We start from the raw sequence: 19,298 nt of genomic DNA, 5'->3' as shown, positions 1-19,298 counted from the left end.
TCGTGTGTGTCACCATCGCGGTGCGACGTTTGTAGCGTGAGAGGGTGATGGAGGCGTGAGTGGTGAGCTGCAGCGGGTCGTGGACTCATTGGCGCGGCGGTTGGGGCGGGCCGTTGCCGTGGATGACACGAGCTTTCGCTTGCTCGCCTACAGCGCTCAGGTCGGTGAGATCGACGACATGCGTGCGCGGGTGATTCTGACCCGGGAGGCGCCGCCCGAAGGGCTGGCGTGGTTGCGCCGGTTTCGGCTCGGGCAGGCTTCCGGGCCGGTTCGGCTGCCGTCGGACGCGGAGTTGGGGCTGCTCTCGCGGGTTGCGATCCCGGTGCGGCATCAGGGCTTGCGCTTCGGCTATCTCTGGCTGATCGACGCCGAGCAGACCCTGTCCGGCGAGGATCTCGCGATCGCGACCGCGGCGGCCGGCGAGGCGGGGGAGGTGCTGTTCCGGGAGCGGGTGATCGACGAGCTCCGGGATGCTCGGGTCGGTGAGCTGGTCAGGGATCTGCTCTCGCCTGACGCGGAGGCGCAGCAGTTGGCGGCCGACGGGCTGATCGAAGGCGGGTTCTTCGCGTCTCGCGGTGGTGTGGTGGCCATCGTCGTACGGCCGCTGCCCAGGGACGGCCAGGAAGTCCACGAAGGGGATCGGCTGGCGCTCAGCGCCGCGCTTCACTCGACCGTGAGCACGCTTCCTCCGAGAGAGTGCTTGTCTCTTGTGCGACCACGCCACGCCGTGCTGATCCTCCCGCAGCCCACCTTCGAGCGGTTCCCGCGGGTCGCGCACGACCTGCGCGCCGCGGTGGTCGATCGGCTCGGCGCGGGCGACCGCTGGCGTGCCGTGGTGGCGGGCGTCGGAGGGGCGACGCAACGCTTCGCGGACGCCGGGATCTCCTGCCAGCAGGCTCTGGTGGCGATCAAGGTGGCCGATGTCGTCCCCACCTTCCGGCCCGTTGCGGAGTACGACGCACTCGGTATCTACGGACTGCTCGCGTCACAGCCCATGGAGCAGCTGGATGCGCTGAAGATCCTGCCCGCCATCGACGCCCTGCGGTCTCCCGATCCGGCCCTGCTCGCCACGGCCGAGCTGTTCCTCGACCGCGCGGGCGACTCACGCGCGGTCGCAGAGGAGCTCGGTCTGCACCGGGCCAGCGTCTACAACAGGATCCGCCGGATCGAACAGTTGACCGGCTTCGACCTCTCCGACGGCGAACAGCGGCTGGTCCTGCACCTCGGCATCAAGGTAGCGCGGCTGCTGGGCAGGGCTTGATCGACATCTGTCGAGTGGCGACAGCAGCGACCTCGACATCTCGCGCATGCGCAGACCGCAACGAGCTGGCAGTGTTCGATGAATGAGGACGTCAGCGGAACTCCAGGCTCAGCCGGGCGATCTGGTCTCGTTGCGGGCTCGCATCGCCGGCATCCTCGAGGCCCAGTCCACCGCGACCGGTGTCGCCGGGGCGGTGATCGGCGTCGCGGTCGGAGCTGAGCAGTTCGCCCTCGCCCACGGCCTCGCGAACCTCAACACCGGTCAGGAGTTCACGACGGACACCGGATGGTTGCTCGGCTCGGTCACCAAGGTGCTGACGGCAACCGCCCTGTTGCGGCTGGTCGACGCCGGCGCCGTCGACCTCGACGCACCGGCGCGCCGGTACCTTCCCGACTTCGCTCTCGCGGACACCGACGCGGCCGAGACCATCACGGTGCGGATGCTGATCAACCACACCAACGGCATCGACGCCGACGACCTGATGCCTTGCGCCGTGCGAGGACGCGACGCCACGCGTTCGTACGTCGCCCGGTTGCGCGACTTCGGCTGCCTGTTCGAGCCTGGCACCGGCCTGCACTACTCCAACCCCGGATTCGTTCTCGCGGCACGGATCATCGAGGAACAGACCGGCCTTCCGTACGAGGAGGCGATCCGGACCGAGCTGTTCGACCCGTGCGGCATGGGCGATGCGACCGCGGTCCAAACCGAGGCTTTCCTGCGGCGCACCGCCATCGGCGCACGAGCCTCCGACGAGCCGGGAACGCTGCGGGCCACGTCGCTGTTCAGCCTGCCCGAGTCCGCCGCCGGAGCCGGCGCCACGCCGATCGTGACGGTCGCCGACATGATGGCCTTCGGCCGCATGCACCTGGCCGGCGGTCTGGCCCCGACAGGTCGGCGCGTGCTGTCGCAGGAGCTCGCGGCTGCGATGCTCACTCCGACCTTCGACCTCGGGCTCCCTTCAGCGCCGCCCATTGGTCTCGGCTGGTGGCTGGATCCCATCGCAGGTACGACGGCGGCCTGGCACGGTGGCGGTTCACCCGGCGGCGCATCGAGCTTCTGCATCCTCCCCGAACACGATGCCGTCATCGTCACCTTCGTGAGCGGCCCCAACGCGTTGCTGAACGACACGCTCCACACCACCGTCATCGAACACCTCACCGGGCAGCAGGCCTCCGCGTCGTTCGCCGAGGCCCCTGCGCACGCCGATTCGACGATGACCGGCGAGTACGCCGCCTTCCACGTCGACAAGAGCGTCAGCGTCCGCGACGGCAACCTGCTCGTACGGACGTCCGTCCCGTTCTACGACGAGGAGCTGGAGCGGATCCTGGACGCCTACGGAATGCCCAGATCGTCCAGTGTCACGTACGTGCCGGTTGCGCCCGGCCTGTTCGCGCCCGAAGGCGCCGACGCGCGAACCACCGCCGGCTTCTACGGCCGGCTCAGCCTGCTCGCCGATCTCCCGTCGGTGCCCGGGCGACCACGCGGTATCCATTCCGGGCTCCGCTTCGTCCCCAAGATCAGCTGATCGACGTCAAGGAAGGAAGACCATGTCACTGCTGCTGACCGGCGCGACCGTCATCGACGGCGTGTCCGACAAGGGCGCCGACGATCGAGCGATCCTCACCGAGAACGGCCGCATCGTGGCCATCGGCCGGCCGGGTGAGCTGCCGGTCCCGGCGGACGCCGAAACCGTCGACTACAGCGGGAAGTTCGTCATCCCCGGACTGATGAACGCCAACGTGCACCTCCTGGTCAACGCGCTGTTCGAGACGCTCGTTCGGTACGAAGGGCGCTACGAGGAGCTGATCACCGAGGCCGCGCAGGTCGCGCTGAAGAGCGGCATGACCACGGTCTTCGACACCTGGGGGCCGCGACGTGCGCTGACGGCGGTCCGCGATCGCATCGATCGCGGGCTTGTCCCCGGCAGCCGGATCCGCTGCGCCGGCAACATCGTCGGATTCGACGGCCCGTTCTCCGACGACTTCGACAAGCGGATCCCCGGAGTGGGCAGCGCACATTTCGTCGACCGGGTGAACGCGACCTGGGTCGAGAACACCGGCCGGCACCTGATGTGGCTGACACCGGAGGAGGTCGGCGAGGAGGTTCGCGCGTACATCGAGCGCGGCATCGACTTCGTGAAGTACGCCTCGAACGAGCACGGCGGGGCCTCGGCCGGCGCCTTCCTCCAGTTCTCGGAGCGCACGCAACGCGTGATCGTCGACGAGGCACATCGCGCGGGGCTGACGGCGCAGGCCCACACGTCCTCGGTCGAGGGCCTGCGGCTGGCGATCGAGGCGGGCTGCGATCTCGTACAGCACTGCAACATGACGGGACCGACCGAGGTCCCCCGCGAAACCGTCGAGCTCCTTGCCCAGGGCAACTGCGGTGCCGTCGTCTTTCCGTTGACCGACAACGGCCTGAAGATCCTGAAGGAGTCGATCTCGGACTTCGAGTGGACGCTGTGGAAATCCTCCGAGGCGAATGTCCGCAATCTCATCAGCTCCGGAGCCACCCTTCTGCTCGCCAACGACGGCGGCATCTTCGCGCCGGAAGTCCTGAACGAGCCGATGATCAAGGGCACCTGGAACGGGCTGCCCGAAGATGAAGGGCTGGGGCGACTGGCGACAGGCCATTTCGTGTGGCTTCGAGCCATGGAGGAGAAAGGCATGTCGCCGATGGCGTTGTTGCACGCGGCGACCCTCAACATCGCGAAGGCCTACCAGGTCGATGCCGATCTCGGAACACTCGAGGTGGGCAAGATCGCCGACATGGTGGTTCTCGACGAGGACCCGTTGCAGGGCGCCAAGAACTACCAGAGCATCCACGCCGTCATCAAGGACGGCACCGTGGTGGACCTCGACGCTCTGCCGCAGCAGCCGCTGTTGACCGCGGACCTTCCGCCCTCGCTCCAGGAAGAGGCCAACTACAAGAGGTTCCTCCACCATGGCGCGCGCCTCCCGGGCTGCGTGAACGGAGCGCACTGATGCAGGAACATGCTCGTGCGGTGGTGTGGGAGCAGCACTGCTGTCTCCCACTCGACCCGGACACCGACGTCGGCGAGCTGTGGCGGTACGCCGAGGCAGGGGCTTCGTTCGTGTCGGTGAACGTCGGGTACGCGCCGCACGACGTCGCGGACACCATCCGGGTGCTGTCCGGGTTCCGCCGTCAACTGCTGGCCGATCCGCATCGCTACATCTTGGCGCGCACGGCCGACGACGTACGGACGGCGAAGGCCACCGGGCGGCTGGCGGTCGCGTTCGACCTGGAGGACACTCGCCCGCTGGGTGGACGCGTCGATCTGGTGCAGACCTACTACGACCTCGGTGTGCGCACCATGTTGCTGACCTACAACCAGCGTAATGCCGCCGGTTCGGGCTGCCACGACGAGTCCGACGGCGGCATGACGGAGTACGGCGGAGAAATGGTCGCCGAGATGAACCGCGTGGGGATGGTGGTCGACGCCGCGCACTGTTCGTACCGCACGTCGATGGATGTCTTCGCCGCGTCCACAGCGCCGGTCGTGCTCTCACACACGGCGGCGCGTGCGGTGCACGACCATGAGCGCAACGTGTGGGACGACCAGATGCTGGCGTGCGCGGCGACCGGCGGCGTGGTCGGGATCAACGGCGTGGGCATCTTTCTGGGCGACAACGACGCGAGCACCGCGGCGTTCGTCCGGCATGTCGACCATGCCGTCGAGCTGGTCGGGTGGGAGCACGTGGGGCTGGGGCTGGATTTCTGCTTCGGCAGCGCCGATGCGGAGCTTGCCGAGAATCCGGAGCTGTTCCCGCCGAGCTACGCGCAGTGGGATCGCCTGGAGTTCATCGAGCCGGAGCGTCTGCCCGGCATCAGGACTGCCCTGGTGGACCGCGGGTATCCGCCGGAAGCCGTCGAGGGGATCCTGGGCGGCAACTTCCTGCGCGTCGCGGAGAACGTATGGCGGTGAGCGGATGACCCCCCAGCGCGTCATGGTGGTGGGAGCCGGAGTCGTCGGGCTCTCGTGTGCGTGGTTCCTGCAGGAGTACGGCGCGGAGGTCGTCGTCCTCGACCGCTCGGGGGTGGGGGCCGGTGCGTCGTGGGGCAACGCCGGCTATGTGGTTCCCGCGCTGGTGGCGCCGCTCCCGGAGCCTGCGCTGCTGCGCGAAGGCGTCCAGAGCCTGCTGACCCGCGGATCGCCGATCACAGTGAGCAGGCGGCTTTCGGGTACGACGTTGACGTTCCTGGCCGGCTTCGCCCGGAATTCGACCGCGCGGCGGTGGCGGCGGGGGATGGCTGCTCTGAGCCGGTTGGCCGTGGACAGTCTCGGCGCTTTCGACGAACTCGCCAAGGGCGGCGTACCGGCGGAGCTCCACGAGCGGACCATCCGGGTCGGGTTCACCGCGGGTCAGGACACCGCGGGTCTCGAACATGAGCTCAATGCTGCCCGCGCCGCCGGGCAGGACGTGTCCCATCGGACGTCGGCCGGGCATGAGCCGCCGTTCTCCGACCGGATCACACATGTCCTGCACCTGGAGGGCCAACGGTTCGTGGCGCCGGGCCCGTTCCTCGAAGCGCTGGCCGGCGCGGTGCGCGAGCGCGGCGGTGAGATCGTCGAGGGTGCACGGGTGCGGTCCCTCGGGTTCGGGCCCGGCGGGCTGCAGGTGGACACCTGGACCGGGCCGCCGCGCCGGGCCGACGCCGTCGTACTCGCCACGGGGGCGTGGCTACCCGAGCTGGGGCGCCGCCTTGGCGTCCGGGTGCCGGTCCAGGCCGGGCGAGGCTATTCGTGCAGCGTTCAGCTGGCCGAACCGCTCGCAGGCCCTGTCTATCTGCCGGGCGTCCGGGTCACGCTCACTCCGTACGGCGAGCGGGTCCGCGTCGCGGGCACGATGGAGATCGCCGACCGGGACGCACCGTTCGACCGTCGTCGTCTCGACCTGATCCTGAGCTCGATCCGCCCGCTGATCGACGGTGCCGACGGGGCCGACGGGGCCGACTGGGACGACGTGCGCGAGACGTGGGTGGGGTCCCGGCCGCTGACGCCCGACGGCCTGCCGGTGATCGGTACGACGAACGTTCCGGGCGTGCACGTGGCGGGCGGCCACGGTATGTGGGGCGTCACGCTGGGCCCCGTCACGGGCAAGCTGCTGGCCGCACAGATCATGACCGGCACATCCGCACCCGAGCTGACGCCCTTCCATCCACTCCGGAGACTCCGATGAGCCAGAACGCAGTCACCCCGCCGCCCGCACCGTCGTACCGCCGGCAAGGCGACCTGCTGCTGTTGTCCGGCCAGGTCGGCGTCGACGAGAGCTGGCGGCCGATCACCGAGACCTTTCACGACGAGGCCGGCGCGGCCTTCCGCACGGTCCGCCGAGTGCTGACCGAGGCCGGCGCCGAGCCGCGCCACATCCTCAAAGTCACCGCCTACCTGGCCGACCTTGCGGACTTCTCCGCCTACAACGAGGTCTGGACCGAACAGTTCCCCGAGCTGCGCCCCGCCCGCACGACGATCGGTGCGCAGCTCTTCCCGCCCTTCCGCATCGAACTCGACGTCGTCGCGTGGCTCGACGCCCCGGCGTCAGGTCAGGCGTAGAACCCGGGCGGAAGGTTCCGTGGCTTGGGTGGTGACGGTGAGGACGTCGTCAGCCCAGGCGTAGGCCCAATCCGTGTCGTCGGTGGGGAAATGGGGTGTGATCGTGGCGCGGCGGAGGGGGATGTCGATGGTGGCTGGGCCCGGGGCGCGGTGCCACAGCGTCAGGTAGGTGGTGGTCGGGCCGTTGAGGGACAGGGCGATCCATTCGTCGGTCCAGTGGGGAAGGCCGAGCGGCCAGGACGGCTCCAGGGTGTCGAGATCCTCGAGGATGTCCCGGTGAGCCGCGAGAGCGGACCGGACCAGGTCGAGCTCGGCCGGCGTCATCCGGTTGAGGTGGCCGGACAGGTACAGACGCCCCGGGATACCGTTGACGAGTGCGAAGGTGAACTGTTCGCGGGTGGTTCCGGTGATCGGGTAGGCCCAGTGACCGGCCTGTTCGGGGAGTACGGCGGCCGGCGCGGCCGCGGTGATCGGTGCGTAGAGCAGCGGATCTTCCTGGTCCGACGTCGACTGCAGGTGCAGACGGGACAGCATCGCGTAGTCCATCCGCATCGCGCCCGAGGCGCAGTTCTCGATCAGCAGGTCCGGATGCCGCGTGTGGAGTCCGTCGAGCCAGTCCAGCAGGGCGCGCTGGTGTTCGAGCAGTCCGTGGCCGAGCGACGTACCGCCCTTGTCGGTCCCGGGCCCGGTCATGGTGTTGTTGTCGAACTTGAAGAAGCCGACGCCGAACTCCGCGACCAGCCGGTCGACGGTGTCGTCGAGGTGCTTGCGCGCGGCCGGGCTGCGCAGGTCGAGCAGGTAGCGCCCGGACTCGGCGATCCGGACGCCGCGGCGGCTGAGGAACGCGTCATCGGGCAGCTCGTCGGCGATCGGGGATCTGACACCGATGACCTCGGGTTCGAGCCACAGACCCGGCACCATGCCGCGCGTGTGGATCCGGTCGATCACCTCGGCGAGCCCGTTCGGGAAGCGCGACGTCGAGGGTTGCCAGGCGCCGACGGTGTTCCACCAGTCGCCCTCGGCGTACCAGCCGGCGTCGATGCAGAAGTAGTCCGCGCCGGCCTCGGCGGCCGCGTCGATCAGCGGCAGCAGCTTCTGGGTGGTCGGATCACCGAGCAGGGTGTTCATGTAGTCGTTGAAGATCACCGGCATCCGCTCGTCGGCCGGACGCCGCCGGCGGACGGCGCGCCGCTGCCGGGTGAGCGCGGCGAACGTGGTGTCGCGATCCGTCCCGGTCACGAGTGAGACCGGCACCGACGTGAACGGCGTGTCCTCGGTGAGCCGCACGCTCCACTGGTGTTCCTGATCCGTCGGGCCGCTCAGCAGCAGGTAGCCGCCGTTCCGGCTCTCGCCGATCTCGTAGTGCCACGGCCCGTTGTGCTCGATCTGCCAGCCGAGCGCGTACGGCGTACCACGGTCGACGAGCACGCCGATCGGCAGCCGCTCGCCGGTGGACCACGACCCGAGGTTCGTCACCGCGTGCCGTGTCCTGGCGACGTGACGATGGCCGTCGCTGACGATGTCGGCCAGCGCGCCGAGCCGCAGCGGCTCGGCCGACCACCTGCTCTCGGTCATCCAACTGTTGGCCGCGGAATACAACTCGGCGTCGACCGACGTCAGACCGACGGCCAGCGAGGACAGGAACGTCAGCTCGAGCGAGCCGGGTCCGCTGAGTGACGCCTCCGACCAGGCACGCACACCGGCGCCCGCTTCGAACACGCTCGTGACGCGCAGCGCGCCGTCTTCCTGGACGATGCGCAACGTGTCGCCACCGTCTTCGTGGAACACGTACCGAAGTCGCTGACCGAGTACCGTCTCGACGTGCCGGTTACTGCTCGGCGATCGTCCGGACCCGACGGCCGCGACTTCGACCAACGGCTGACTCGTCTCCGCCACCGGCTCGTCGGGACCGGTCGCGTCGCGTACGGCGACCAGCCGCACCGGCCCGTCGTCGAGGGCGAAGGTCAGGGTCAGCTCAGGAGTACTCCAGCGCAACAGGTTCACGCGGTCTCATTCCGTGGTCGGGCTCACGACGTCTCTCTCGAGGAGGTAGTCCTCGACCGTGAACAGATGGGCGGACATCCGGGTGCGGGCCCGGTCGGGATCGTGCGCAGTGAGTGCGGCGAGGATCGAGAGGTGTTCGCGGTGGGCGGTCTCGTCGGCGCCGGGCTGGGAGATCGACCGGCGCAGCCGGTCCCGCATCGTGCGTCCGCCCAGCGCGTCGATCAGCGCGGCCAGCACCGGGTTGCCGGACGCGCCGGCGATGATGCGGTGGAACGCGATGTCGTTCTCGATGACCGTCTCGTGGTTGGGCTCGTCGAGCGCCAGCTCCGCCTCGTTGTGGTTGAGCAGTTCGGTCGCGGCCTCGAGCTCCGCACCGGTGACCCGCTGCGCCGCCAGCGCGGCGGCTTCGGTCTCGAGGACGCGGCGGACCGAGTGCAGGTGGGTCGTTCCACTGCCGTCCTGCAGGTCGACCACGAAGCCCATCGGCGCCAGCAGCATGGACGGATCGAGCTTGGTGACGTAGGTTCCGTCGCCCTGCCGGGTCTCCAGAACGCCCATCATGGACAGCGCCCGGACCCCTTCGCGGAGAGGGTTCCTGGACACCCCGAGGGCGGCCGCCAGGTCCTTCTCGATCGGGAGCCGGTCGCCGGGCCGGAGCCGGCGGTCGATGATCATCTGCCGGATGCCCTGGACGACGACGTCGGTCTGCGAGACGCCCGGGGTACGAGGTTGCTCGGCCAGCTTGCCCGGTGTCATGGCAGTGGATCCGTATCCGCGCGCGACGTCCAGTAGGCGCCGTCCGGGAACCGGTACGTCTCGACTGACTCCTTGTGCATCTCGGCACTGTAACCGGGCGCCACCGGGAGCACGTACGAGCCGTTGCGCACCACGCACGGCTCGACGAAGTGCTCGTGCAGATGGTCCACGTACTCGGTGACGCGACCCTCGAGGCTCCCCGACACGGCGACGTAGTCGAAGATCGCGAGGTGCTGGACGAGTTCGCACAGGCCGACGCCGCCGGCGTGCGGGCACACCGGCACGTCGAAGCAGGCCGCGAGGAGGTAGACCGCGAGGACCTCGTTCACGCTGCCGAGGCGGGCCGCGTCGAGCTGGCAGTAGTCGATCGCGCCGGCCTGGAACATCTGCTTGAACAGCACCCGGTTCATGCCGTGTTCGCCGGTCGCGACGCCGATCGGCGCGACGGCCTTGCGGATCGCGGCGTGACCGAGGATGTCGTCGGGGCTGGTGGGTTCCTCGATCCACAGCGGGTCGAACCCGGCGAGCGCCTGCACCCACTCGATCGCCTCCGGGACGTCCCACACCTGGTTCGCGTCGATCATCAGGTGTCCGTCCGGCCCGAGCACCTCACGGGCGATCCTGCAGCGCCGGATGTCGTCGGCCAGGTTCGCGCCGACCTTGAGCTTCACATGTTTGTAGCCGGAGGCAACGGCTTCCTCGCAGAGCCTGCGCAGCTTGGCGTCGGAGTACCCGAGCCAGCCGGCCGACGTCGTGTAGCACGGGTAGCCGGTGGCCTCGAGCTCGGCGATCCGTTGCTTGCGCCCTTCTTCTTTGTCGGCCAGCAGATCGATCGCCTGAGCCGGTGTCAGGACGTCGGACAGGTAGCGAAGGTCGGCCGCCGCCACGAGTTCCTCGGGGGACATCTCGGACAGCAGCCGCCACAGCGGTACGCCGGCCCGGCGCGCGGCGAGATCCCAGACCGCGTTCATCACCGCGGCGAGCGCGAGATGGATGACGCCCTTGTCCGGGCCGAGCCAGCGCAACTGGCTGTCGGACTGCAACTCGCGATAGATCCCGCCGAGGTCGGCGCAGAGCTCGTCGACGCTCCTCCCGATCAGCGCCGCCGCGCGTTGTTCGGCCGCGGCGACGCACAGGTCGTTGCCGCGGCCGATCGTGAACGTGAACCCGTACCCGGACAGCGCCGGGTCGTCGGTGTGCACCACGACGTACGCCGCCGAGTAGTCGCCGTCCTTGTTCATCGCGTCCGATCCGTCCTGGGTCAGCGACGTCGGGAAGCGGACATCGACAACCTCTACCGAGGTGATGCGCGGCATGGCGGCCCTCACTGTCAGAGATAGATGGGATCTTTTGCGATCTCAGATGGCGTTCAGTATGGACCATTGCCATGCGCAGCGCTACGATCCGGGCAATTCATAGGATCAATGTTCATTTCGCGACGGAGGACAGTGCATGGGCGACCTGGTGAACCCGAACCGGCCCGGCCCCCGGCGACTCAGGTTTATCGATCATCCTGCCGAATCCGAGGCCGTCCCGACTGCCGGCGTGGACGAGGAGGACGTATGGCAACGCTGACAAGCATCCGCCCGCCGGCCGGGGAAACGCCCTCCCGGCCGAGGAAACGACGGCACCGGGAGCGCCCCGGCATCCAAGGTCTTCGGCGCAGCCTCCGGCGGCACTGGACGCTGTACCTGCTGATGGTCGTGCCGCTGATCTGGTTCGCCGTCTTCAAGTACATCCCGATGTCGAACGCGGTGCTGGCGTTCAAGAGCTTCAACGTCGTCAAGGGCATCTGGGGGAGCCCGTGGGTGGGGTGGCAGAACTTCGAGCTGTTCTTCCACAACCCGGTGTTCTGGACCCTGGTGAAGAACACCTTCCTGCTCTCGGTCTACACCGTGGCGGCCAGCTTCCCGATCGCGATCATCCTCGCGCTGGCGCTGAACGAGATCCGCACCGGCCTGTTCAAGCGGACCGTGCAACTGGTGACGTACGCGCCGTACTTCATCTCCACCGTGGTCGTGGTCTCGATGACGATCCTGGTGCTGTCGCCGCGGCTCGGCCTCGTCAACGAAGGCCTCGGGTTCTTCGGCGTCCCGTCTGTCGACTTCCTCGGGAACCCCGACTACTTCCGGCACATCTATGTTTGGTCCGACGTCTGGCAGACCACCGGGTACTCCGCGGTGATCTACCTGGCCGCACTCGCCGGCATCGACCCGGCGCTGCACGAGTCGGCCAAGATCGACGGCGCCAGCCGGCTGCAGCGGATCCGGCACGTCGACCTGCCCGGCATCATGCCGACCGCGGTCATCATCCTCGTCCTCGCCGTCGGCAACATCATGGCGATCGGATTCGAGAAGGCCTTCCTGCTGCAGAACCCGCTCAACCTGAGCGAGTCCGAGATCATCGCCACCTACGTCTACAAGACCGGTCTGCTGAACGCGGACTTCAGCTCCGCGACCGCGATCGGCTTGTTCAACTCGGTGATCAACCTGGTCCTGCTGCTCGGGGTCAACGCGGTGGCCAAGCGGATCACCGGGAACGGATTGTGGTCATGACCGTCCAAGCCGAAGCGCGCACCATGCCCGGCCGGCCCACCAGGTCGACCAAGCGGAACGAACGCCGGGCGGCCCGAGCCCGGCGGATCCGGGAGTCGCGCACCGACCGGATGTTCCTGTTCTGTGTCTATCTGCTGCTGCTCGTCTTCCTCGCGGTGGTGCTGCTGCCGCTGCTCTACATCGTGGCGAGTTCGTTCAGCAGTCCGGAGGCGGTGTCGTCCGGCCGGGTGCTGTTCTGGCCGGTGGAGTTCTCGCTGCGCGGGTACCACGCTGTGTTCCAGAATCCGCAGATCGTCCAGGGCTACCTGAACTCGCTGTTCTACACCGTGGTCGGCACGATCGTCAGCGTCACGATGACGATCGCGATCGCCTATCCGATGTCCCGCCGGACGCTGGTCGGCCGCAACGTCGTGATGACGCTGATCCTGTTCACGATGCTGTTCACCGGCGGGCTGATCCCGACGTACCTGGTGGTGCAGTCGACCGGTCTGCTGGACACTCGCTGGGCGCTGATCATCCCGCAGGCGATCGGGGTCTGGCAGGTGATCATCGCCCGGACCTACTTCCGGACGGTCATCCCCGACGAGCTGGTCGAGGCCGCGCAATTGGACGGCTGCGGCGACCTGCGGTTCCTGTGGTCGGTGGTGATCCCGCTGGCCAAGCCGATGATCGCGGTGGTGGCGCTGATGTACGCGATCATGCAGTGGAACTCCTACTTCGACGCCCTGATCTACCTGAAGAACCCGGATCTGTTCCCGTTGCAGCTGGTACTGCGCAACATCCTGATCCTGAACACGACCGGCGGCGGCGCTGTCGATGCGTCGGTCGTCATCCAGCGCCAGCAGTTGGCGGACCTGCTCAAGTACTCGCTGATCGTGGTGGCGAGCGTGCCGGTGCTGCTCATCTATCCGTTCGTCGCCCGCTACTTCACCAAGGGAATCATGATCGGCGCCGTGAAGGGCTGATCCCCAGTGTCGTTCTGCCTTGTCCTGACCCCTGTGAGGAAATCATGTCTGTCAAGCTCAATCGCCGGAGGCGAGCCGCGATCGCCGGCATCAGCCTCCTCGCCCTCGCCCTCGCGGCCTGTTCCGGAGGAAGCTCGAACGATGCCGGCAGCGACAAACCGCTGCCGACGATCACCGGTAATCCCGACGTCACGCTGAACGTCTTCTCGCAGCAGTCGGCCGACTCGAACCTCGCCACGAACGACTTCACCAAGCTGATCAAGCAGAAGTTCAACCTCACCATCAAGTGGCAGACCACGACGTGGGACGGCGGACCGGCCAAGGAGAAGCGGCAGATCTCGCTGGCCAGCGGCGACTACGCCGATCTGTACCTGCTGATCCCGTGGGTCGACCAGTTCACCACGGCGGAGCTGCAGAAGCTGTCCAAGCAGGGTGTCGTCGTACCGCTGAACCAGCTGATCGACCAGTACGCGCCGAACATCAAGAAGGCGCTGGACGCCACGCCGGAGTGGAAGGCGATGGCCACCGCGCCGGACGGCAAGATCTACGGGATGCCGCAGTGGGTCGACTGCTTCCACTGTTCGTACCCGGACAAGCTGTGGATGAACTCGGCCTGGCTGAAGAAGCTCGGCCTCGAGCAGCCGAAGACCACCGAGGACCTGCGCAAGGTGCTCCAGGCGTTCAAGACCGGCGACCCCAACGGCAACGGCAAGGCCGACGAGATCCCGCTCAGCGCGAACGTCCGCGACAACCTCATCCCGTACCTGATGAACGCCTTCATCTACGACCCGCAAGGGCAGAACAACAGCGGCGGAAACAACACCACGCTGGTTCTCAACAACGGCAAGGTCGACGTCCAGGCGAACAAGGACGGCTGGCGCGAGGGCCTGCGGTACATCAACTCGCTCTACAAGGAAGGCCTGATCGACAAGGGCGCCTTCACCCAGAACCCGGACGCGATGGCGCAGCAGGGCAACCACGCCGGCACGGTCGTCCTCGGCGCGGGCACCGTCATGCACCCGGGCATCTTCGTCAACACCGGTTCGGCGGACGGAAGGGACAAGGAGTACGACGCCGTTCCGCCGCTGACCGGTCCGGAAGGCAAGAACTACGCCGGCTACGTCTTCCCGAGCATTCCCGGCGCCACGTTCGTCCTGACCTCGAAGGCCACACCGGAAAAGCAGATCCAGGCGATCAAGATGCTCGACTACATCTTCACCGACGAGGGCCAGATCAACGGCCAGTTCGGCTCGGAGGGCAAGGCCTGGACCAAGCCCGGTCCCGGTGACGTGGCGCTCGACAAGTCGCTGAAGCCGAGTTTCAAGCAGATCCCCCTCAAGCCAGGTTCCAAGCCGCGGAACTCCGGGTGGGGCCCGCTCGCGCAGTACAACAACACGGCGCAGTTCCGGAACTCGGAGGTCATCGACACCGACATCCACACGCAGGCGGGGTACGAGCGCAAGCTGTTCGAGGCCACCAAGCTGTACGCCGGCCACGAGGACAAGGCGCAGATCTACCCGTTCTGGCGGGTGTGGATCGACCCGACGCTGAGCACCGAGGTCGCGACGTTGCAGACCAACATCGAGAACTACATCCAGCAGAACACGCTCCAGTTCGTGACCGGCTCGAAGAACATCGACACCGACTGGGACGGCTACGTCAAGGGGCTCGACGGCCTGGGCCTCAAGCGGTACCTGGAGATCCAGCAGAACGCCTACGACAAGATCCCCAACAAGTAGCACCTCCACGGACCGGCCGGGGCACCCTCCGGCCGGTCCAACACCCCGACGAGGAGCAAGCTGTGTCGTTCGACGCAACCTTCGATTCCCTGACCACGTTCGAATGCCCCGACTGGTTCCGCGACGCCAAGCTCGGGATCTGGTCGCACTGGGGACCGCAGTCGGTGCCTCGGTACGGCGACTGGTACGCGCGGAACATGTATCGCGAGGGCAGTGACCAGTATCGCTATCACCTGCGGACCTACGGCCACCCGTCGCAGTTCGGGTACAAGGACGTCGTCAAGCTGTGGAAGGCGGAGCGTTTCGATCCGGACGAGCTGATGGAGCGCTTCGCGGCCGCCGGCGCCCGGTACTTCGTGGCGCAGGCCGTGCACCACGACAACTTCTTCAACTACGAGTCGGCCGTCAACCCGTGGAACTCGGTCAAGGTCGGGCCGGGCAAGGACATCGTGGGCCTGTGGAAGGACGCTGCGGACCGGCGCGGACTGCCGTTCGGGCTCACCGAGCACCTCGGCGCGGCGTTCAGCTGGTTCGCCGCGGCGAAGGGTCACGACAGGCACGGGCCGTACGCCGGGGTGCAGTACGACGGCGGCGATCCGGCGTACCGGGACTTGTACCTCGACAACGGCGCCTACCTGAGCGGCCCGGAGGTCGTGGTGCAGGAGCCGTGGTACGCAGGAGAACCGGCGTGGCACCAGCACTGGCTCGACGCGGTCAGCGAGATGATCGACAAGTACCGGCCGGACCTGCTGTACAGCGACGGGCCGCTGCCGTTCGGCGAGAAGGACTACACACCTGGTCTCCGCGCGGTCGCTCACCTCTACAACACCAACCCGCGGGCCGTGTACCAGCAGAAGGACCGGAGCCCGGAGGTCAGCGCCGTCGGGATCATGGACATCGAGCGCAGCCAGACACCGGAGATCCATCCCGCGCCCTGGCAGACCGACACCTCGGTCGGTGACTGGTTCTACAACGTCCGCGACGTCTACAAGACCGCCGGACACGTGATCGAGATGCTGGTCGACATCGTGTCGAAGAACGGCAACCTGCTGCTCAACGTCCCGCAGTTGCCCGACGGCACGATCGACGCCGAGTGCTCGCAGTTGCTCGACGACCTCGGCGCCTGGACCCGGCTCTGCGGCGAAGGCGTCTACGGCACCCGGCCGTACCGGGTGTTCGGCGAAGGGCCTTCGACGGTGGTCATCAAGGGCTTCACCGAGGACCGCGTGCCCTGGACGAGCTCCGACTTCCGCTTCACCCGCCGCGACAACACGCTCTACGCCTTCCAGATGGCGTGGCCGGCCGACGGGCGCGCGGTCGTCCGGAGCCTGGCCGACCACGAGACCGTCACCGGCGTCCGCCTCCTCGGCCACGGGCCGGTCCCCTTCGAGCAGGCGTACGGCGTACTCGTCGTCCGCCTCCCCGACGTCGCCCCGTCCGGCGTCGCGAACTGCCTGGCCGTCGATCTCGCAACCTGAGCCAGGTCCGCCGCGGACGTGCGGCCCGACGAAGCCCCCGGTCCGGCCGGGGGCTTCTTTTTTTGCTGCGCCGATTCCGCGCGGAAACGGGCACGGAATTCACCGTGCCCGCATTCCGGCGTGTTCGTGGTGCCGGCAGCAGGTGAGCTCCTCGATGAGATCTCCGGCGTCCGACACCGCGAACGGGTCGGCGTGTGTGGCGTGCCGCGTACACCCCGGTCGAACGCAGTACGCCACCACGTCGGCAACACACTCGCCGTGCCGGGACCAGGGAAAACGCATCGTGTCACCCCACCGCTCGAACGAGATGCCGCCCGGTACCCAGCCACGGTGCCGGCATGCGGATTCCGGAAAATGAAGTGCATATTTGAATTGGTCGTTTACTTGAACCGACGCGTAATGCAGTCGCACCGCCACGAAAAGTATGCGTGGTGGTGATCGTTTTGCAGCATTTCGCCTGGGTACCGCTTGTTTATCGAATTTCGGAACGGGGCGGTCGTAAGGAGAGATTCATGGGAATCGGAATGTCCGTGTTCTTGCTCGCGGTGGGCGGAATTCTGGCGTTCGGGGTCTCGGACCGGCTCAGCGGCGTCGACCTGACGGTCGTCGGGTACGTGCTGATGGGCGCCGGTGCGATCGGCCTCGCGGTGGTGCTGATGTTCGCCAATCAGCGGAGCCGGACGACGCACACCTCCGTCCACGAACGTCGCGACATCCACGACGTCTGACGGAACGGGAGTGACGATGCCTGAAGGACGCAAGCCGCCCGACGCCCGGGAGGTGCTGCTGGACCTGTTGTTCGACAAGATCGCGGAGGACCGCTTTCCGTCGCTGTCGATGCTGGACATGATCGAGTCGCAGCTCCGGCCGGACGAGGTGGACCTCTACGTCCGGTTGCTGGTGCGCAGGATGCGCGACGAGAAGTATCCGAGTCTGCCCATCCTGCGCCGGATCGCCGCACTGACGGAGTGACGCCACTCCGCGAAGCCCAGCTGTTCGTTGCCCCCGGCCACTTCAAGGAGGCCGCCGCGGGCGGTACCACTGTAGGGAGAATCCATGAACACCACCGCCAAGGTGGCGGCCGCCGTCGCGAGCGGCTACCTGCTCGGACGCACCAAGAAGCTCAAGCTGGCGATCACGGTCGGCGGGCTGCTGGCCGGTAAGCGGATCGCCACCGATCCACGCGCCATCGTGAAGCAGCTCGCGGAGGTCGTGGAACAGAATCCCGAGTTGTCGAAGCTGTCCGACCAGGTGCGCGGCAAGCTCGTCACCGCCGGCCGCGACGCCGCTGTCGCGGCGGCCAGCAACCGCCTGAACCGGGTCAGCGACTCGATCCGGGACCGCACGGACCGCATGCTGTCGGTCGGCAACGGGCAGGCCCAGGACCAGAGCGACCAGGACGAGAGCCAGGACGAGAGCCAGGACGAGAGCCAGGACGAGAGCCAGGACCGGGGCGGGCGCGAGGACAGGGAGCGGCCGCGGCGTCGCCGCCGGCCGGGTCGCCGTCGTGAGGGCGTACGTGCTCGGCTGCGCGGCAGTGGCGAGGACTCCGCCGAATCGAGCGACGACGACAGCGGATCCGGCCGCAGTGCGGATGAGAACGGATCCGGCCGCGGTGCGGACGACGACGAGTCCGGACGCAGCTCCGGGCGCAGCTCCGAACGAAGCTCAGCGCGGCGCGGGTCGCGGGATCGCGGCTCGTCCGGCGAGGGCTCCCGGCGGACCGCCAAGCGGACGGCTCCGCGCGCGGCGAGCAGCAACGGCTCGGGCGGTTCGGGCGGTTCGGGCGGTTCGGGCGGTTCGGGCGGTTCGGGCGGTTCGGGCACTGCGAAGAAGACCGCGGCGCGGAAGGCTCCCGCCAAGAAGACCGTCGCGAAGAAGGCGCCCGCCAAGAAGGCGACTGCGAAGCGGGCGACCGCGAAGAAGAGCGCACCGCCGGCGAAGAAGGCCGCCGCCAAGAAGACCGCGGCGAAGAAGACGGCCGCCAAGAAGACCGCGGCGAAGAAGAGCACGAGCAGGTCGACGAGCGGTTCGTCGGCCCGGAAGCGTGGGTGACCGGTGATGGCCGAACGATCGCGCGACGAGGAACAGAACGGCTTCAGGTCGATCCTCGACGAGCTCCCGGTCGACCGGCTGAAGAGTGAACTCCAGGAGGCACTCTCGGTCGCCACGGAGCGCACGGCCGAAGCTGCGGGGGACAAGATCTCCAGTCTCACCGAGCGGTTGACCGACATGGCCGCCGGGGGCGGGGTCGCGGGGAAGGCTCTGGCCGAGGGCGGGAAGGCGGCGGCCGGCGGCGGGTCGCCCTTGCTGGGTGCGTTGAAGGGCGGAGTCATGGGAGCCAAGGACAAGGCGGTCGAGGCGCTCGGCGGTGGGGGATCGGGCGGTTCCGGCGGCAAGAAGAACCCGTTGAAGGCGACGACGATCATCGAGTCGATCGATGTCGGCGTACCGATCGAGGTCGCGTACAACCAGTGGACCCAGTTCCAGGACTTCTCCGGCTTCATGAAGAAGGTCGAGCGGGTCGAGCAGAAGACCGACGAGAAGCTCGACTTCAAGGCCAAGATCCTGTGGTCGCACCGGACCTGGGAGGCGTCGATCCTCGAGCAGGTTCCGGAGGACAAGATCGTCTGGCGTTCGAAGGGCGAGAAGGGGCACGTCGACGGCAGCGTCACGTTCCACGAGCTCGCGCCGAACCTGACCCGGGTGATCGTCGTCCTGGAGTACTACCCGCAGGGCCTGTTCGAGCGGGTCGGCAACATCTGGCGCGCGCAGGGCCGCCGGGCACGGGTCGAGCTGAAGCACTTCCAGCGGCACGTGATGACCGACGTGATCCTGCACCCCGACGAGGTCGAGGGCTGGCGCGGCGAAATCCACGACGGCCGTGCCCAGGAACCCGGCGAGGACCAGGACGACGCCGAGGAGTACGACGAGGACGAAGAGCCGGCCGACGAGTACGACGAGG

General features: G+C 67.8%; 17 protein-coding genes. 14 read left to right on the top strand and 3 right to left on the bottom strand.

Annotated elements, in window-relative coordinates; genetic code table 11:
- Positions 1-55 precede the first annotated feature (55 nt).
- The 6 genes from ABZX12_RS27045 to ABZX12_RS27020 all read left to right on the top strand — a co-directional run bounded on the left by ABZX12_RS27045 (position 56) and on the right by ABZX12_RS27020 (position 6,836).
- Positions 56-1,261: a helix-turn-helix domain-containing protein gene (locus tag ABZX12_RS27045; protein WP_355697533.1), complete on the top strand. Its 1,206-nt coding sequence runs from the start codon at positions 56-58 to the stop codon at positions 1,259-1,261.
- Positions 1,262-1,343: 82 nt separating this feature from the next.
- Positions 1,344-2,786, top strand: a complete 1,443-nt coding sequence (locus ABZX12_RS27040; RefSeq protein WP_355697531.1) for a serine hydrolase domain-containing protein — start codon at positions 1,344-1,346, stop codon at positions 2,784-2,786.
- Positions 2,787-2,808: 22 nt separating this feature from the next.
- Positions 2,809-4,245: an amidohydrolase family protein gene (locus ABZX12_RS27035; protein ID WP_355697529.1), complete on the top strand. Its 1,437-nt coding sequence runs from the start codon at positions 2,809-2,811 to the stop codon at positions 4,243-4,245.
- On the top strand, positions 4,245-5,207 hold the full coding sequence (locus tag ABZX12_RS27030) for a membrane dipeptidase (protein WP_355697527.1): 963 nt from the start codon (positions 4,245-4,247) through the stop codon (positions 5,205-5,207). Before ABZX12_RS27035 ends, ABZX12_RS27030 begins: the two co-directional genes overlap by 1 nt.
- A gap of 4 nt (positions 5,208-5,211) precedes the next feature.
- Complete coding sequence (locus ABZX12_RS27025; protein ID WP_355697525.1) at positions 5,212-6,462, top strand: FAD-dependent oxidoreductase; 1,251 nt, start codon at positions 5,212-5,214, stop codon at positions 6,460-6,462.
- The gene (locus tag ABZX12_RS27020; RefSeq protein ID WP_355697523.1) at positions 6,459-6,836 is read left to right on the top strand and encodes a RidA family protein; all 378 of its coding nucleotides are present in this window, start codon (positions 6,459-6,461) and stop codon (positions 6,834-6,836) included. The genes ABZX12_RS27025 and ABZX12_RS27020 overlap by 4 nt, the downstream gene beginning before the upstream one ends.
- Here ABZX12_RS27020 and ABZX12_RS27015 read toward each other — a convergent pair.
- The 3 genes from ABZX12_RS27015 to ABZX12_RS27005 are packed head-to-tail and all read right to left on the bottom strand — an operon-like array spanning position 6,822 to position 10,912.
- On the bottom strand, positions 6,822-8,840 hold the full coding sequence (locus ABZX12_RS27015; RefSeq protein WP_355697522.1) for a glycoside hydrolase family 36 protein: 2,019 nt from the start codon (positions 8,838-8,840) through the stop codon (positions 6,822-6,824). The genes ABZX12_RS27020 and ABZX12_RS27015 overlap by 15 nt on opposite strands.
- 6 nt (positions 8,841-8,846) lie before the next feature.
- Positions 8,847-9,596 (bottom strand): FadR/GntR family transcriptional regulator, encoded by a 750-nt coding sequence (locus tag ABZX12_RS27010; protein ID WP_355697520.1) that lies wholly within the window; start codon positions 9,594-9,596, stop codon positions 8,847-8,849.
- Entirely contained in the window at positions 9,593-10,912 is a 1,320-nt protein-coding gene (locus tag ABZX12_RS27005; RefSeq protein ID WP_355697518.1) for an L-fuconate dehydratase, read from the bottom strand. Before ABZX12_RS27005 ends, ABZX12_RS27010 begins: the two co-directional genes overlap by 4 nt.
- Before the next feature lie 246 nt (positions 10,913-11,158).
- Here ABZX12_RS27005 and ABZX12_RS27000 point away from each other — a divergent pair, with 246 nt between their 5' ends.
- From ABZX12_RS27000 to ABZX12_RS26965, 8 genes are all read left to right on the top strand, one after another.
- Complete coding sequence (locus tag ABZX12_RS27000) at positions 11,159-12,151, top strand: ABC transporter permease subunit (RefSeq protein WP_355697516.1); 993 nt, start codon at positions 11,159-11,161, stop codon at positions 12,149-12,151.
- On the top strand, positions 12,148-13,116 hold the full coding sequence (locus ABZX12_RS26995; protein WP_355697514.1) for a carbohydrate ABC transporter permease: 969 nt from the start codon (positions 12,148-12,150) through the stop codon (positions 13,114-13,116). The genes ABZX12_RS27000 and ABZX12_RS26995 overlap by 4 nt, the downstream gene beginning before the upstream one ends.
- Positions 13,117-13,160: 44 nt before the next feature.
- Positions 13,161-14,855 (top strand): ABC transporter substrate-binding protein, encoded by a 1,695-nt coding sequence (locus ABZX12_RS26990; protein WP_355697512.1) that lies wholly within the window; start codon positions 13,161-13,163, stop codon positions 14,853-14,855.
- A 62-nt stretch (positions 14,856-14,917) separates the two neighbouring features.
- Positions 14,918-16,333 carry an alpha-L-fucosidase gene (locus tag ABZX12_RS26985; RefSeq protein ID WP_355697511.1) on the top strand — a complete coding sequence of 472 codons (1,416 nt, stop codon included), beginning with the start codon at positions 14,918-14,920 and terminating at the stop codon, positions 16,331-16,333.
- Positions 16,334-16,845: 512 nt separating this feature from the next.
- Positions 16,846-17,061, top strand: a complete 216-nt coding sequence (locus tag ABZX12_RS26980; RefSeq protein WP_355697509.1) for a DUF6458 family protein — start codon at positions 16,846-16,848, stop codon at positions 17,059-17,061.
- Positions 17,062-17,077: 16 nt separating this feature from the next.
- Complete coding sequence (locus ABZX12_RS26975; protein WP_355697507.1) at positions 17,078-17,305, top strand: hypothetical protein; 228 nt, start codon at positions 17,078-17,080, stop codon at positions 17,303-17,305.
- 84 nt (positions 17,306-17,389) lie between these two features.
- The gene (locus tag ABZX12_RS26970; RefSeq protein WP_355697505.1) at positions 17,390-18,388 is read left to right on the top strand and encodes a hypothetical protein; all 999 of its coding nucleotides are present in this window, start codon (positions 17,390-17,392) and stop codon (positions 18,386-18,388) included.
- A 6-nt stretch (positions 18,389-18,394) separates the two neighbouring features.
- The coding region (locus tag ABZX12_RS26965) for an SRPBCC family protein (protein ID WP_355697503.1) at positions 18,395-19,298 on the top strand (904 nt) is incomplete at its 3' end.

The sequence above is a fragment of the Kribbella sp. NPDC003505 genome, assembly GCF_040610875.1.
In the GTDB taxonomy this organism is placed as follows: domain Bacteria; phylum Actinomycetota; class Actinomycetes; order Propionibacteriales; family Kribbellaceae; genus Kribbella.
This window is presented reverse-complemented; position numbering and strand designations above follow the sequence as displayed.

Coding starts and splice junctions, on each gene's coding strand:
- ABZX12_RS27040 (WP_355697531.1), top strand. CDS start 1,344: ATGAGGACGTCAGCGGAACTCCAGGCTCAGCCGGGCGATCTGGTCTCG.
- ABZX12_RS27035 (WP_355697529.1), top strand. CDS start 2,809: ATGTCACTGCTGCTGACCGGCGCGACCGTCATCGACGGCGTGTCCGAC.
- ABZX12_RS27030 (WP_355697527.1), top strand. CDS start 4,245: ATGCAGGAACATGCTCGTGCGGTGGTGTGGGAGCAGCACTGCTGTCTC.
- ABZX12_RS27025 (WP_355697525.1), top strand. CDS start 5,212: ATGACCCCCCAGCGCGTCATGGTGGTGGGAGCCGGAGTCGTCGGGCTC.
- ABZX12_RS27020 (WP_355697523.1), top strand. CDS start 6,459: ATGAGCCAGAACGCAGTCACCCCGCCGCCCGCACCGTCGTACCGCCGG.
- ABZX12_RS27010 (WP_355697520.1), bottom strand. CDS start 9,596: ATGACACCGGGCAAGCTGGCCGAGCAACCTCGTACCCCGGGCGTCTCG.
- ABZX12_RS27005 (WP_355697518.1), bottom strand. CDS start 10,912: ATGCCGCGCATCACCTCGGTAGAGGTTGTCGATGTCCGCTTCCCGACG.
- ABZX12_RS27000 (WP_355697516.1), top strand. CDS start 11,159: ATGGCAACGCTGACAAGCATCCGCCCGCCGGCCGGGGAAACGCCCTCC.
- ABZX12_RS26995 (WP_355697514.1), top strand. CDS start 12,148: ATGACCGTCCAAGCCGAAGCGCGCACCATGCCCGGCCGGCCCACCAGG.
- ABZX12_RS26990 (WP_355697512.1), top strand. CDS start 13,161: ATGTCTGTCAAGCTCAATCGCCGGAGGCGAGCCGCGATCGCCGGCATC.
- ABZX12_RS26980 (WP_355697509.1), top strand. CDS start 16,846: ATGGGAATCGGAATGTCCGTGTTCTTGCTCGCGGTGGGCGGAATTCTG.
- ABZX12_RS26975 (WP_355697507.1), top strand. CDS start 17,078: ATGCCTGAAGGACGCAAGCCGCCCGACGCCCGGGAGGTGCTGCTGGAC.
- ABZX12_RS26970 (WP_355697505.1), top strand. CDS start 17,390: ATGAACACCACCGCCAAGGTGGCGGCCGCCGTCGCGAGCGGCTACCTG.